The 14835-nt window shown below is 71.3% G+C and carries 12 protein-coding genes; 10 read left to right on the top strand and 2 right to left on the bottom strand.

The genetic code is table 11. From position 1 onward, the window contains the following. The first annotated feature begins 2 nt into the window (after positions 1 to 2). From pheT to IEX31_RS08245, 8 genes are all read left to right on the top strand, one after another. On the top strand, positions 3 to 2528 hold the full coding sequence (pheT, locus tag IEX31_RS08210) for a phenylalanine--tRNA ligase subunit beta (protein WP_188742936.1): 2526 nt from the start codon (positions 3 to 5) through the stop codon (positions 2526 to 2528). 271 nt (positions 2529 to 2799) lie between these two features. Then, on the top strand, positions 2800 to 3843 hold the full coding sequence (argC, locus tag IEX31_RS08215; RefSeq protein ID WP_188742937.1) for an N-acetyl-gamma-glutamyl-phosphate reductase: 1044 nt from the start codon (positions 2800 to 2802) through the stop codon (positions 3841 to 3843). Further along, a complete protein-coding gene (argJ, locus tag IEX31_RS08220; protein ID WP_188742938.1) occupies positions 3840 to 4991 on the top strand; it encodes a bifunctional glutamate N-acetyltransferase/amino-acid acetyltransferase ArgJ in 1152 nt (383 codons plus the stop codon). Before argC ends, argJ begins: the two co-directional genes overlap by 4 nt. Position 4992: 1 nt before the next feature. Then, positions 4993 to 5895, top strand: coding sequence for an acetylglutamate kinase (gene argB / locus IEX31_RS08225; protein ID WP_188742939.1), 903 nt, complete (start codon positions 4993 to 4995; stop codon positions 5893 to 5895). 14 nt (positions 5896 to 5909) lie between these two features. After that, positions 5910 to 7112: an acetylornithine transaminase gene (locus IEX31_RS08230; RefSeq protein WP_188742940.1), complete on the top strand. Its 1203-nt coding sequence runs from the start codon at positions 5910 to 5912 to the stop codon at positions 7110 to 7112. 31 nt (positions 7113 to 7143) lie between these two features. Beyond that, the gene (gene argF / locus IEX31_RS08235; protein WP_188742941.1) at positions 7144 to 8076 is read left to right on the top strand and encodes an ornithine carbamoyltransferase; all 933 of its coding nucleotides are present in this window, start codon (positions 7144 to 7146) and stop codon (positions 8074 to 8076) included. After that, positions 8073 to 9506 carry an argininosuccinate lyase gene (gene argH / locus IEX31_RS08240; protein ID WP_188742942.1) on the top strand — a complete coding sequence of 478 codons (1434 nt, stop codon included), beginning with the start codon at positions 8073 to 8075 and terminating at the stop codon, positions 9504 to 9506. The genes argF and argH overlap by 4 nt, the downstream gene beginning before the upstream one ends. 8 nt (positions 9507 to 9514) lie before the next feature. Then, on the top strand, positions 9515 to 10135 hold the full coding sequence (locus IEX31_RS08245) for a DNA-3-methyladenine glycosylase (RefSeq protein ID WP_188742943.1): 621 nt from the start codon (positions 9515 to 9517) through the stop codon (positions 10133 to 10135). Between the two features lie 111 nt (positions 10136 to 10246). Here IEX31_RS08245 and IEX31_RS08250 read toward each other — a convergent pair whose 3' ends face one another. Further along, complete coding sequence (locus IEX31_RS08250) at positions 10247 to 10846, bottom strand: hypothetical protein (RefSeq protein ID WP_229662196.1); 600 nt, start codon at positions 10844 to 10846, stop codon at positions 10247 to 10249. A gap of 71 nt (positions 10847 to 10917) precedes the next feature. Further along, positions 10918 to 11541 carry a DNA-binding protein gene (locus tag IEX31_RS08255; protein WP_188742944.1) on the bottom strand — a complete coding sequence of 208 codons (624 nt, stop codon included), beginning with the start codon at positions 11539 to 11541 and terminating at the stop codon, positions 10918 to 10920. Between the two features lie 151 nt (positions 11542 to 11692). Between IEX31_RS08255 and tyrS the strand changes: the two genes are divergently transcribed. Further along, entirely contained in the window at positions 11693 to 12994 is a 1302-nt protein-coding gene (gene tyrS / locus IEX31_RS08260) for a tyrosine--tRNA ligase (RefSeq protein WP_188742945.1), read from the top strand. A gap of 11 nt (positions 12995 to 13005) precedes the next feature. After that, entirely contained in the window at positions 13006 to 14388 is a 1383-nt protein-coding gene (locus IEX31_RS08265; protein ID WP_188742946.1) for a CoA transferase, read from the top strand. Positions 14389 to 14835 lie beyond the last annotated feature (447 nt).

The following is a 14835-nucleotide window of genomic DNA, read 5'->3' on the forward strand; positions in this document are numbered from 1 at the left end:
CCATGCGAGTGCCGCTCAGCTGGCTCGCCGAATACGTCGAACTCGTGCCCGGCACGACCCCCGAGGAGGTGCACGCCGCGCTCGTCGAGGTGGGCCTCGAAGAGGAGGACGTGCACACGTTCGAGGTGCAGGGAGCCATCGTCGTGGGCGAGGTGCTCGAGTTCGTCGAGGAGCCCCAGTCCAACGGCAAGACCATCCGCTGGTGCCAGGTGCGGGTCGCCCCCGAGGGTGAGACCGCGGCCGACGGCGGCGACGCCGTGCACGGCATCGTGTGCGGGGCGCGCAACTTCTTCCCGGGTGACAAGGTCGTCGTGACGCTGCCCGGTGCCGTGCTTCCGGGGCCCTTCCCGATCGCGGCGCGCAAGACCTACGGGCACGTCTCCGACGGCATGATCGCCTCGGCGCGCGAGCTCGGCCTCGGCGACGACCACGAGGGCATCCTGCGCCTCGCGACCCTCGGCATCGACGCGCCCGTCGGCACCGACGCCATCAAGCTGCTCGGGCTCGACGACGCCGCAGTCGAGATCAACGTCACGCCCGACCGCGGATACGCGTTCTCGATCCGCGGCGTCGCGCGCGAGTACGCCCACGCCACGGGTGCACGGTTCCGCGACCCGGTCGAGCAGATGAGTCCCGCGGAGGTGTCGGGCGACGCGTTCCCCGTCGAGATCCGCGACGAGGCGCCCATCCGCGGCCGCGTCGGCTCGACGGTGTACGCCACGCGCATCGTGCGTGACGTCGATCCCAAGCAGCCCACCCCGCCGTGGATGGTCGCACGGCTGAAGCTCGCCGGCATCCGCTCGATCTCGGTGCTCGTCGACATCACGAACTACGTCATGCTCGAACTCGGCCAGCCGATCCACGGCTACGACCTCGACCGACTGCGCGGCGGCATCGTGGTGCGTCGCGCGACGCCCGGCGAGACGATGACGACGCTCGACGGCAAGGTGCGCACGCTCCACCCCGAGGACCTCCTGATCACCGACGACCGCGGGCCGATCGGCCTGGCCGGCGTCATGGGCGGCGCCGACACCGAGATGTCGGATGCCACGACGAACGTGCTCATCGAGGCCGCGAACTTCGACCCGGTCTCGATCGCGCGCACGGCACGCCGGCACAAGCTCCCGAGCGAGGCGTCGAAGCGCTACGAGCGCGGCGTCGACCCGCAGATCGCCGCGGCCGCCGCGACCCGCGTCGCGCAGCTCATGGTCGACCTCGCGGGCGGCACGGCCGACATGGGCGGCTCGCTCATCCACGAGGCTCCCGTGCGCGAGGCGATCGAGCTCCCGACCGGCTACGTGTCGGGGCTGATCGGGGTCGAGTACACCGACGACGAGGTGCACGACGCCCTCGCCGAGATCGGTGGCACGATCACGGTCACCGACACGGGCTTCGAGGTAGTGCCGCCGTCGTGGCGTCCCGACCTCACGGGCAGGGCCGATCTCGCCGAGGAGGTGGCCCGCATCGCCGGGTACCACCGCATCCCGTCGGTGCTGCCCGTCGCCCCTCCCGGTCGCGGCCTCACGCGCTCGCAGCGCGTGCGTCGTCGCGTCGCCGACACCCTCGCCGCGGCCGGCGCCACCGAGGTGCTCTCGTTCCCGTTCGCGACCGAGGCCGAGAACGGCCGGTACGGCAGCGTCGACGGCGAGCCCGTGGCATCCGTGCGCCTCGCGAACGCGCTTGACGCGAGCACCGCGCTCATGCGGCGCTCGCTGCTGCCGGGTCTCATCGGCGCCGCCCAGCGGAACCGGTCACGTGGCCTCAACGACCTGTCGCTCTTCGAGGTCGGGATCGTGTTCCTTCCCGAGCCGGGTCGTACCTATGGCACGCCCGGGCTGCCGATCGGCGACGCGAAGCCGTCCGACGACGAGCTCGCCGAGCTGCAGGCGGGGATTCCGCCGCAGCCGCGCCACGTGGGCGTGCTGCTGGTCGGCGACGTCCTCACGAAACAGCCGGGCCAGGCCGCCGTGCCGGCCGGCATCGTCGACGCGCTGGACGCCGTGCGGCAGATCGGGCTCGCGACGGGCGCCGAATTCGAGTTCGCGCAGGGTTCGCACCGGGCCCTGCACCCCGGTCGCACCGCCGAGCTGCGGGTCGAGGGTCGCACCGTCGGGTATGCCGGCGAGCTGCTTCCCGCACTCGCGGAGGAGGCCGACCTGCCGCGCGTGGTGGCGGTCGTCGAACTCGACCTGGACGCCGTCATCGAGCTCACCGATCCCGCCCTCGAAGCGCGTGCGATCGGCACGTATCCGGCCGCGACGCAGGATCTCTCGCTCGTCGTCGATCGAGCCGTGCCGGCCGCGGCCGTCGCCGCCGTCGTGCGCGACGGCGCGGGTGCACTCCTGGAGGACCTGCACCTCGTCGACGACTACCGAGGGCAGGGCGTCCCTGAGGGATCGAAGAGCCTGACGTTCGCGCTCCGGTTCCGCGCGGCGGACCGCACGCTGACCGCCGCCGAGGCCAGCGAGGCGAAGCTCGCCGGCGCGGCCGTCGCGGCCGAGCGGTACGGCGCGAGGATCCGCGAGTAGCGGGCGGGCCGAGCCCTCCAGAACGGGTTGCGCAGCGGCGTGGACTCGGTGACCGGCGGCCGTCGATTTTGCCGCTGCGCACCGGCTCGATATGGTCGTTGGCATGTCCATCGTCCGGTTCGCCGCCTCCGCACGCATCACGCGTGTCGTCGAGCTCGGCAACCGACGTCGTGGCGCTCGCCGAATCTCGGCGACCCCTGCTGCGGCCTAGTCGGGCCGGTGCGGGCGTCGCCGGAACGTCGCCCGACCGCTCAGACCCTAAGGTGGATCCATGACGTACTCCGTCGCCGTTTCCGGCGCGTCCGGCTATGCCGGGGGAGAGATCCTGCGCCTGCTCGCCGATCATCCCGACTTCGATGTCCGCACCGTCACCGCGCACCAGAACGCCGGACAGCCGCTCGTCGCCGTGCAGCCGCACCTGCGCACCTACACGCACCTCACGCTTCAGGAGACCTCCGCCGCGACGCTCGCCGACCATGACGTGGTGTTCCTCGCCCTCCCGCACGGGGCATCCGGTGCCATTGCCGCCGAACTCGCCGATGACACGCTCGTCATCGACTGCGGCGCCGACCACCGCCTCGAACGCGCCGCCGACTGGGCCACGTTCTACGGCGGCGAGCACCACGGCGCGTGGAGCTACGGCGTACCCGAGCTACCGCGCCTCACGGGCACGCAACGCGATCGCCTCACCGGCGCACGTCGCATCGCGGCGCCCGGCTGCAACGCCTCCACCGTCGCGCTGTCGCTCGCGCCCGGCATCCGGGCGGGCGTCATCGAGAGCCGCGACCTCGTCACGGTGCTCGCGGTCGGCCCGTCTGGCGCGGGCAAGAGCCTGAAGGCGCACCTGCTCGGCAGCGAGATCCTGGGCTCGGCGAACCCCTATTCGGTGGGCGGCGTGCACCGGCACATCCCCGAGATCACGCAGGCCCTGCGGTGGGCCGGGGCCGCCGATCCGACGATCTCGTTCACGCCGGTCATCGTACCGATGTCGCGGGGCATCCTGGCGACGTCGACCGCTCGCATCGTGCCGGGCACTGAGGTCGCAGCCGTACGTGCGGCCTGGGAGGACGCCTATGCGGGGGAGCGGTTCGTGCAGCTCCTTCCCGCCGGCCAGTTCCCCCGGACGGCCGACGTACTGGGCGCGAACACGGCACTCATGGGCCTCGCGGTCGACGAGGACGCCGGCCGCGTCGTCGTGGTCACGGCCGTCGACAACCTCGTGAAGGGCACCGCGGGTGCCGCCATCCAGTCCGCCAACATCGCGCTCGGGCTCGCCGAGTCGACCGGGCTCCCCGTGAACGGAGTCGCACCGTGACCGTCACGCTCCCCGCCGGATTCGAGGCCGCAGGCATCGCCGCGGGCCTCAAGCGCTCGGGCGCGCTCGACCTCGCCGTCGTGGTGAACCGCGGCCCATCGCATGCCGCCGCGGCCGTGTTCACCTCCAACCGGGCGAAGGCGAACCCGGTGATCTGGTCGCAGCAGGTCATCCAGGATGGAGTGGCCTCGGCGATCGTGCTCAACTCGGGCGGCGCGAACTGCTTCACGGGGCCTGAGGGCTTCCAGGTCACGCACCGCACCGCTGAGGCGGCCGCGTCGGCGCTCGGCGTCTCGGCCGGCGACGTGCTCGTGTGCTCCACGGGCCTCATCGGCGAGCAGCTCGACGGCGAGGTCGTCGAGGAAGGCGTGCTCTCGGCGGTCGACCGGCTCGGGGCCGACGGCGGCGAGGACGCCGCGCGGGCCATCATGACGACCGACACCACGCCGAAGACAGCGGTGGTGCAGGTCGACGGATGGCGCATCGGCGGCATGGCGAAGGGCGCGGGCATGCTCGCGCCCGGCCTCGCGACGATGCTCGTGGTGCTCACGACCGATGCCGACCTGCCCGCGGCGGAACTCGATGCGGCGCTCCGGCAGGCGACGCGCGTCACGTTCGACCGGCTCGATTCCGACGGCTGCATGTCGACCAACGACCAGGTCACGCTCATGGCGTCGGGCGCATCGGGCGTGGTGCCCGACGCCGCGACCTTCACCGAGGCGCTCACGACCGCCTGCCGCGACCTCGCGCTGCAACTGCAGGCCGACGCCGAGGGCGCGAGCCACGACATCGCCATCGAGGTGGTCGGAGCCGTCAGCGAGGACGACGCCGTCGAGGTGGCGCGCTCGGTCGCCCGGAACAACCTCTTCAAGGCCGCGATCTTCGGTAACGACCCCAACTGGGGGCGCGTGCTCGCCGCGATCGGCACCACCAAGGCGCCGTTCGACCCCTACCTCGTCGACGTGTCGATGAACGGGGTGCGCGTGTGCCACGCGGGCCGGCCCGACCAGCCGCGCGAGCTCGTCGACCTCGCGCCACGGGCCACGCACGTGCTCATCGAGCTGCACGCCGGCGAGGCATCCGCCACCATCTGGACCAACGACCTCACGCACGACTACGTGCACGAGAACAGCGCCTACGCGAGCTGAGATGACGAACCCTTCGACCAGATCAGGGACCGAGGATGCCGCGGCCAAGGCGCAGGTGCTCATCGACTCCCTGCCCTGGCTGAAGCGCTTCCACGGCGAGACGATCGTGGTGAAGTTCGGCGGCAACGCCATGGTGAGCGCCGAGTTGCAGCGCGCGTTCGCCGAGGACATGGTCTACCTGCGCTACGCGGGCATCAAGCCCGTCGTGGTGCACGGCGGCGGCCCGCAGATCTCGGCGATGCTCGCGCGGCTCGGCATCGAGAGCGAGTTCCTGGGCGGCTATCGCGTGACGACGCCCGAGACCATGGACGTCGTGCGCATGGTGCTGTCGGGTCAGGTGAGCCGGGAGCTGGTCTCGCTCATCAACCGGCACGGACCGCTCGCGTCGGGCGTGTCGGGTGAGGATGCCGGCCTGTTCAGGGGTCGGCGGCGCGGTGCGCTCGTCGACGGCGACGAGGTCGACCTCGGGCTCGTCGGCGACGTCGTCGCGGTCGATCCCGCCGCCGTGCTCGCCGAGCTCGACGCCGGACGCATCCCCGTGGTCTCCTCGATCGCGCCCGATGCGGACGCGCCGGGCCAGTCGCTCAATGTCAACGCCGACTCCGCGGCCGCGGCCCTCGCGATCGCGCTCGGCGCCGCCAAGCTGGTGATCCTCACGGATGTCGCGGGGCTCTATCGCGACTGGCCGAATCGCGACTCGCTCGTCTCGGTCATCGACGTGCGCGAGCTCATCGAGCTGCTGCCGCACCTCGAGTCGGGCATGATCCCGAAGATGACGGCGTGCCTCGAGGCCGTGGAGGGCGGCGTCGCCAAGGCCGCCATCATCGACGGCCGGATCCCGCACTCCATCCTCCTCGAGGTGTTCACGCAATCGGGCATCGGAACGGAGGTCGTCCCCGTATGACCGGGCCAACCAGCATGACCGGCACCACCACCGATTGGCAACAGCGGTTCGATCGCCGAATCATGCGCTCGATGGCCATGCCGCTCGCGAAGCTCGACCACGGCCGCGGTGCGCGCGTCTGGGACGCCGACGGCAACGAGTACCTCGACTTCCTCGCCGGCATCGCCGTGAACTCGCTCGGACACGCGCACCCCGTGTTCGTCGAGGCAGTCTCGACCCAGGCGGCGCGCCTCGCGCACGTGTCGAACTACTTCACGTCGGAGCCCGCCCTCGAACTCGCCGAGCGCGTGACGCGCCTCTCGGGCGCCGGCGACGAGGGACGCGCCTGGTTCGGCAACTCCGGCGCCGAGGCGAACGAGGCGGCGTTCAAGCTCGCCCGCCTCAACAACTCCGGCGGCGCCCGCACGCGCGTCCTCGCGCTCGTCGACGCGTTCCACGGTCGCACCATGGGTTCGCTCGCGCTCACCGGCAAGCCGCACATGCGCGACGCGTTCGAGCCGCTGCCCGGCGGGGTCGAGCACATCGACGCCACCATCAGGGCGCTCGAGGCCGCCGTCGACGACGGGGTCGCCGCGCTGTTCGTCGAGCCCATCCAGGGCGAGGCCGGCGTGGTCGAGCTGCCCGACGGCTTCCTCTCCGCTGCGCGCGACCTCACGCGACGCCACGGCGTGCTGCTCATCGTCGACGAGATCCAGACCGGCGCCGGCCGCACGGGCGAGTGGTTCGGGTTCCAGCACGAGGGCGTCGTGCCCGATGCCATCACGATCGCGAAGGGCATCGGCGGCGGCTTCCCGATCGGCGGCCTCGTGACCTTCGGCCACGCGTCGACGCTGTACTCGAGGGGCCAGCACGGCTCGACCTTCGGGGGCAACCCGCTCGCCACGCACGTCGCCAATGCGGTGCTCGGCGAGATCGAGCGGGCGGGCCTCGTCGAGAACGCCGCCCTGCGCGGTCGGCAAGTCCGTGCTCGCGTCGAGGGGCTCGACTCGCCGCTCGTCGCGGGCATCCGCGGCCGGGGCCTGCTGCTCGGCGTCGCGCTCGCGGAGCCCGTCGCGCAGCTGGTCTCGAACGCCGCCATGCAGGCCGGGCTCATCGTGAACGCCGCCAACGACTCGACCATCCGCATCGCGCCGCCCCTCATCATCGACGAGGCCGACATCGACGAGTTCGCCGAGCGTTTCACGCGTGCGCTCGCCGCCGCCGCCGCCGCCCTCTGACCACGGACCCGATCCACACGAACGGAATCGCATGACCCGCCACTTCCTCCGCGACGACGACATCACGCCGGCCGAGCAGGCCGAGATCCTCGACCTGGCCGAGCGACTGAAGCGCGACCGCTGGGCCGTGAAGCCGCTCGCCGGGCCCCAGACCGTCGCGGTCATCTTCGACAAGTCGTCGACCCGCACGCGCGTGTCGTTCGCCGTGGGCATCGCCGACCTGGGCGGCTCCCCGCTCATCATCTCGACCGCGTCGAGCCAGCTCGGCGGCAAGGAGACGCCCTCCGACACGGCGCGCGTGCTCGAGCGGATGGTGTCGGCCATCGTCTGGCGCACCTACGGCCAGGCCGGCCTCGAGGAGATGGCTGCCGGAACCACCGTGCCCGTCGTGAACGCCCTGTCCGATGACTTCCACCCGTGCCAGCTGCTGGCCGACCTCCTCACGATCCGCGAGCACAAGGGTCGCCTCGCCGGACTCACCGTCACATTCCTCGGCGACGGTGCGTCGAACATGGCGCAGTCGTACGTGCTCGCGTGCGTGACCGCGGGCATGCATGTGCGGGTCGCCTCGCCCGAGGAGTTCTCGCCCGCGGCATCCGTCGTCGACGACGCCGACCGCATCGCCGCGTCGACCGGAGGTTCGGTGACGCTCTTCACGGATGCCGCGGAGGCCACCTCGGGTACGGACGTCGTGGTCACCGACACCTGGGTGTCGATGGGCAAGGAGGACGAGAAGGCGCACCGGGTCGCCACCTTCGGCGCCTACCGCGTGGACCGCGAGCTCATGGACCTCGCCGCGGCCGACGCCGTGTTCATGCACTGCCTGCCCGCCGACCGCGGCTACGAGGTCACGGCCGACGTCATCGACGGCGAGCAGTCGATCATCTGGGACGAGGCCGAGAACCGGCTTCACGCGCAGAAGGCGCTGCTCGTGTGGCTCCTCGAGCGGAAGGACGCCGGATGACCGACGAGCACGGCACCAACGAGGGCGCGCTCTGGGGCGCCCGATTCGCCACCGGCCCCTCGCCCGAGCTCGCCCGCCTGTCGAAGTCGACGCACTTCGACTGGCAGCTCGCGCCCTACGACCTGGCAGGATCCCGGGCACACGCACGGGCCCTCGCCGCCGCCGGCTACCTCGGCGACGACGAGCTCGCCGCCATGCTCGACGGACTCGACACGCTCGGGTCCCGCGTGGCCTCGGGCGAGGTCGTCGCCGCCGAGTCCGACGAGGACGTGCACGGCGCACTCGAGGCCGCGCTCATCGCGCTCGTCGGCCCCGACCTCGGCGGCAAGCTGCGCGCCGGTCGCAGCCGCAACGACCAGATCGCGACCCTCGTGCGCCTCTACCTCAAAGATCACGCCGCCACGATCGGCCAGCAGCTCGTGCATCTCATCGACGCGCTCGCGGCCCAGGCCGACACGCACCGCACGGCCATCATGCCCGGCCGCACGCACCTGCAGCACGCGCAGCCCGTGCTGCTCGCGCATCACCTGCTCGCACACGGCTGGGCGCTCTCGCGCGACCTCGAGCGGCTCGTCGACTGGACGAAGCGAGCGGATGTCTCGCCCTACGGCGGCGGAGCGCTCGCCGGGACGACGCTCGGCCTCGACGCGGCATCCGTCGCCCGCGACCTGGGACTCGCGCAGCCGGCCGAGAACTCGATCGACGGCACGGCCAGCCGCGACGTCGTCGCCGAGTTCGCGTTCGTCGCGGCGATGATCGGCATCGACCTCTCGCGCATCGCCGAGGAGGTCATCATCTGGAACACCCGCGAGTTCGGGTTCGTGACGCTCGACGACGGCTACTCGACCGGTTCGTCGATCATGCCCCAGAAGAAGAACCCCGACATCGCCGAGCTCGCGCGCGGCAAGTCGGGCCGGCTCATCGGCAACCTGACGGGTCTTCTCGCGACGCTGAAGGCGCTGCCGCTCGCCTACAACCGCGACCTCCAGGAGGACAAGGAGCCGGTCTTCGATTCGGTCGAGACCCTCGAGGTGCTGCTGCCGGCGTTCACGGGCATGATCGCGACGCTCACGTTCCACACCGAGCGCATGGCCGAGCTCGCACCTGCCGGCTTCTCGTTGGCGACGGATGTCGCGGAGTGGCTCGTGAAGCGGCGGGTACCGTTCCGCGACGCCCACGAGATCACCGGTGCGCTCGTGCGATACGCCGAGGAGCACGGCCTCGACCTCGACCAGGTCGACGACGCCGCGCTCGCCGCGATCTCGCCGCACCTCACGCCCGACCTGCGCGAGGTGCTCACGATCACCGGCTCGGTCGCGAGCCGGGACGGCATCGGCGGCACTGCGCCCGTGCGCGTCGACGAGCAGTTCGCCCGCCTCACCGACCGCGTGCGGCACCTCGTCTCCGGACTCCCGGGGTCGAAGCACTGACCGATCGCATGTCGGCGAGGCTCGTCACCGTCGGGCGCGAGTACTTCGCGCGCGACCCGGTGGAGCTCGGCCCGCTGCTGCTCGGCGCGGTGCTCGCGTACCAGAGCGACGAGGGCCCGGTGGCCGTGCGGCTCTCGGAGGTCGAGGCGTACCGGGGCGTCGGCGAGGACCCCGGATCGCACGCGTTCCGCGGCGAGACGCGGCGCAACGCCGTCATGTTCGGCGAGGCCGCGCACCTGTACGCCTACTTCACGTACGGCATGCACACGTGCCTCAACATCGTGGCGGGGCATCCGGGCACCTCGGCCGGGGTGTTGCTGCGCGGCGGCACGATCGTCGAGGGCATCGAGCTCGCCCGCGAGCGGCGGGCCGGGGCATCCGACCGCGACCTCGCCCGGGGACCCGCACGACTCGCCGTGGCGATGGGAGTGCCACTCTCGGCGGGCGGATCCGACCTGCTCGCCCCGCCGTTCTCGCTCGTGGTGGCAGCCGAGCCCGTGCCCTTCGAGCACGGGCCGCGCACCGGCATCAGCGGACCGGGCGGGGGAGCGGCGTTCCCGTGGCGGTTCTGGATCCCGGGCGACCCGGGCGTGTCGCCCTACCGCCGTCACGCGCGCTCGCACGCGTAGTCTCCCGGTGGCTCCTCCTCGCGACGGCGGTCGGAGGTCGAGCCGCCCGCGCGAGTATCGGCCGCCGTCGTCGGGTATGCCGACCGCGCGCGCCGCGCGCCGCGCGACGCGTCAGCGCAACGCGAGGTGCACGACGAGCGCCGCGGCGCACGCCCAGATGAGGCTCGCGAACGTGCCGATGATGAACCGCTCGCGTGCCTCGGGGGCTTCGAGCTCGGTGAACCGCCCGACGCCCTTGACGGCGACGACGATGGCGAGCGCCTCGGGGAATCCCGCGATGATGGCACCGGCCGACGCGATGCGCTCGAGCACGCCGATCGTGAGGCCGCCGCGGAGCACCTCTCGACGGGCCCCCGTGGTGACCCCCATGCGCTGCTCGTCGGCCGTCGGCCGCTCGGTGATGATGATGCCACCGTGGAGACCGGGCGCGACGGTGCCCATCGCGAGTCGCAGCGCCGTGGCCGCGGCCGGGCTCCCGCCGAACACCGCGATCGTGAACCCGAGGATCGTGACGAGGGGGGCGAAGCCCATGCGCGCCGGCTCGCCGAGCGTCGCCGCGGCCATGATCGCGACCGCGAGCGTACCCGCCGAGAACCACAGGTAGGGCGCGCGGGGCCGGAGGAAGGCGAGCACCGACAGCGCCGTGGCCGCGACGAGCGAGGCCAGCAGCGTCGACCAGGAGACGGCTTCGGCGACGGCGGCGAGGTTCACGGGGCTCCTTCCGGCGCGGCCCGGCGGCTGCGGCTTCGAGCAGTGTAGCGAGCCGGCGCCGGGCGACGCGATCACTCCCGCGCGGTGCGTTCGGAATCGGCGTGGAGCCGCTCCAGCAGCCGCACGAGCGCCGGGCGGGCCTCCTCCTCGGCGCGCCACCTGGCCGCCTTGAGCCGGGCGCTCACGGCGGCGGCGCTCACGTCGAGGAGCGCCGCGGCCTCCTTCTGCTGATGGCCCGCTCGCATCAGCTCGACGACCTCCCAGCCGTGTTCCGAGCGGCGGTCGCGGAGGAGTACCAGCAGCCGAATCAGTGCTTCGACGTCCGCGGACGCGGTCGTCAGCTCAGGCGAGCCGGCGCGGAGTGCGAAGCGGCCGTCGGCGCGCTTCGCGGCACCGACTGCCTCGCGCGCGGCGACGAAGGCGGCGCCGGTGGCCTTGCGAGCGGCGTCGGGAAGGGGCATCCGGATGCCGCCCACTCCGACGCCGACGCTCCACCACCCGGTGCGCGTGGTGTCGAGCACGATCCCGATCGTCGCCTCGGCCGACGCGGTGACCAGCTGGATCTCATCGCCCGCCGTCTGGTCGGCGGGCAGCGCGAGGTCGTCGCCGTACGTCGCGGTGAGCTCCTCGACGAGGTCGCCAGTTCGGTCGGTGTCGCGGCGGCTCGCGACCTGGTCGGCGGTGATGACGAACACGTATGGCCCTCCGATGAGTGATACGACCTTGAACAGTCAGCATCAATGGTACAGAGCTGACTGAGTCATATCAGTGATCAGTGCTTGATGCGGCGGAATCAATCCTGGAACCTGAATCAAGTCATCGGGGCCCGCTGGTACCCTTGCTGGCGTGTCAGACCCAGTGATCCTCGCATCCCAGCAGAACGACGCCTCCTTCGAGGACGTCTGGGAGGAGCTCGTCTGGCGTGGCCTCGTGCACGTGTCGACCGACCAGGCTGCGCTGAAGGAGCTCCTCGCGGGCGAGCCGATCACGTATTACTGCGGGTTCGACCCCACCGCGCCCAGCCTGCATCTCGGCAACCTCGTGCAGATCCTCACCATGCGCCGACTGCAACTGGCCGGCCACGAGCCCCTCGGGCTGGTGGGCGGCTCGACGGGGCTCATCGGCGACCCGCGACCCACGGCGGAGCGCACGCTGAACACGAAGGAGACCGTGGCCGAGTGGGTGGGCTACCTGCGCGCGCAGGTGAGTCGGTTCCTGTCGGGCGAGGGCGACAACGCCGTGCGGATGGTCAACAACCTCGATTGGACGGCCGATCTCTCGGCCATCGACTTCCTGCGCGACATCGGCAAGCACTACCGCGTCGGCACCATGTTGAAGAAGGATGCCGTGGCGTCGCGTCTCAACTCCGACGTGGGCATCAGCTACACCGAGTTCAGCTACCAGATCCTGCAGGGCTTCGACTACCTCGAGCTGTACCGACAGTACGGCTGCGTCCTGCAGACCGGCGGCAGCGACCAGTGGGGCAACCTGACGAGCGGCACCGACCTCATCCACAGGGTCGAGGGCGAGCACGTGCACGCCATCGGCACGCCGCTCGTCACGAACTCCGACGGCACGAAGTTCGGCAAGAGCGAGGGCAATGCCATCTGGCTGGATGCCGCGATGTGCAGCCCGTACCGCTTCTACCAGTTCTGGCTCAACACCGACGACGCGGACGTCGTGTCGCGGCTGAAGATCTTCACGTTCCTCAGTCGGGCGCGCATCGAGGAGATCGCGGAGCTCGTGGAGCGGGAGCCGTTCCGCCGCGAGGCGCAGCGAGTGCTCGCGCACGAGGCGACCACGCTCGTGCACGGCGAGGAGGCCACGGCGAAGGTCGTCGCCGCGTCCGAGGCCCTCTTCGGTCGCGGCGACCTGTCGGCGCTCGATCCCGACACGCTCGAAGCGGCGCTGCGGGAGTTGCCGAACACCACGACGTCGCCGGATGCCCCGATCGCGCAGCTGCTCGCCGACACCGGGCTGGTCTCGAGCCAGAGCGAAGGCCGGCGAGCCATCGCCCAGGGCGGAGTCTCGCTCGACAACGTGAAGATCGACGACGAGACGGCGACCATCGAGGACCGCGTCGCGCGCGGCGGCATGGCGGTGCTCCGGCGCGGCAAGAAGACGCTCGCGGGCATCTTCGTCGAGTGAGGGACCGCTCGATGGCGACCGGCTCGGCCGAACGGCTCGTGCGTCGCGTGTGGGCCGAGTTGTCACGCGCCCCCTCGGAACTGGACGCCCTCGGTACGTTGCCCGAGGCGCCGCTGCCGGCCCGTCTGGACGTGTCGGGACTCGCGGTCGGCGCGGTCGCGGCCGCGAGTCTCGCCGCCGCCTCGAAGGTCGGCGGCGGCCTCGGGGCGGGGAGGCTCCGACTCGACGGCGACCGGATCGCGGCCGCATTCACGGAGGACCGGGTGTTCCGCTGGAATGGGGAGCGGCCTGACGTGCGGGCGCCGCTCTCTGGCTTCTGGTGCGCCGCCGATGGGTGGGTGCGCACGCACGGCAACTACCCGCATCATGCACGAGCGCTGCGCCGGGTGCTCGGCGTCCCCGAGTCGGCCGGGAGCGACGAGGTCGCCGCGGCGATCCGCGATCGCCGGGCCGAGGAACTCTCGGCCGCGGTCACGGCCGCCGAGGGGCTGTGCGTCGTCGTTCGCGCCGAGGATCCGCCCGTCGACGCCGAACTCCTCGAGCGACCCCTGATCGAGGTGACGAGCCTCGGCGCGGCATCCGCTCGCCGGCGTCCGAGGTCGACGGATGCCGCGGCCGCACCACTCGCGGGCGTGCGCGTGCTGGACCTCACGCGAGTCATCGCCGGACCCGTCGCCACCCGAACTCTGGCGCTGCTCGGCGCGGACGTGCTCCGAGTCGATCCGCCCGAACCCGCCGAGCTGGGCTGGCAGCACGTGCTGATGGGTGCCGGGAAGCGCTCGACGATCCTCGACGTGCGCCGGGCGAGCGACGCAGCGACGTTCAACATGCTGCTCGGCAGTGCCGACGTCGTCGTGCTCGGCTATCGGCCGGCGTCGCTGGCCCGGCACCGGCTCGATCCGTGGAGTCTCGTGGCGTGGCACCCGGGGCTCGTCATCGCACAGTTGTCGGCATGGGGGTTCGATGGCGACGAAGCCGAACGCGCGGGCTTCGACAGCCTCGTGCAGGCCGCGAGCGGCATCGCATTCGTCGAAGGCGAGCCCGATCGGCCCGGCGCGCTGCCTGCGCAGGCGCTCGACCACGGCACGGGGTACCTGCTCGCGGCCGCGGTGATCACCCTCCTCGAGCGCCAGAGCTCCGAGGGCGGTTCGTGGCTGGCGCGGATGACGCCGCGCCGAACGGCATCCGAACTCCTCGCGATGCCGCGCACAGCCGAGCTCGAACCGGCCGCGGCGCTCTCCGGCCACGAGCACCCGGCGCAGGCCGCAGAGGTGAGCGGCGCCATCGGCGAACTGCGGCTGGTCCGCCCAGCGATCGTGCTCCAATCGCCGCTCGAGGAGTGGCCGGCCGCACCGCATCGATGGGGTTCGGATCGCCCCGAGTGGAGGGGCTGACGCGCGACACGCCCGGGATGCAACATCGAGTTGCACGCCCCCCGGGTTACACGTAGAGTATCCACTCGTTGCCCCAAAGGTGCGAACGAGCGAGAGAGTTCATCGAACACCTGCTCATCGCCCTCAAGCGGAACGATTCCAAGCCTCGAACAGACCTCTGGTCGATCGCTTGAAGCATGCGGACTCGTCCTTCGGGATGACCGGGATGGAACAAACGAACCAGCCTCGGATGGGATGCCGTTTCGGCGCCGAACCGGGTGCGTCCGTTTCTTGAGAACTCAATAGCGTGCACTATGTTCAATGCCAATTTTTGTATCCTGTGTTCTTTGCCCTTTTGGGGTGGGGGGGATGGGTTTTTTTGGATTGATGGACAGTCAGCAGTTTTGATTGTTTTTCAGCCTGAGATCAGATTTGCCTGATGCCTTTCGGGGTTGTTGGGTGCCAAGT

Origin of the sequence: Agromyces bauzanensis (assembly GCF_014645655.1) — a bacterium.
In the GTDB taxonomy this organism is placed as follows: Bacteria; Actinomycetota; Actinomycetes; order Actinomycetales; family Microbacteriaceae; genus Agromyces; species Agromyces bauzanensis.

Excerpts from the sequence above, each read along its gene's own strand:
- pheT (WP_188742936.1), top strand. The coding sequence starts at position 3 with ATGCGAGTGCCGCTCAGCTGGCTCGCCGAATACGTCGAACTCGTGCCC.
- argC (WP_188742937.1), top strand. The coding sequence starts at position 2,800 with ATGACGTACTCCGTCGCCGTTTCCGGCGCGTCCGGCTATGCCGGGGGA.
- argB (WP_188742939.1), top strand. The coding sequence starts at position 4,993 with ATGACGAACCCTTCGACCAGATCAGGGACCGAGGATGCCGCGGCCAAG.
- IEX31_RS08230 (WP_188742940.1), top strand. The coding sequence starts at position 5,910 with ATGACCGGCACCACCACCGATTGGCAACAGCGGTTCGATCGCCGAATC.
- argF (WP_188742941.1), top strand. The coding sequence starts at position 7,144 with ATGACCCGCCACTTCCTCCGCGACGACGACATCACGCCGGCCGAGCAG.
- argH (WP_188742942.1), top strand. The coding sequence starts at position 8,073 with ATGACCGACGAGCACGGCACCAACGAGGGCGCGCTCTGGGGCGCCCGA.
- IEX31_RS08245 (WP_188742943.1), top strand. The coding sequence starts at position 9,515 with ATGTCGGCGAGGCTCGTCACCGTCGGGCGCGAGTACTTCGCGCGCGAC.
- IEX31_RS08265 (WP_188742946.1), top strand. The coding sequence starts at position 13,006 with ATGGCGACCGGCTCGGCCGAACGGCTCGTGCGTCGCGTGTGGGCCGAG.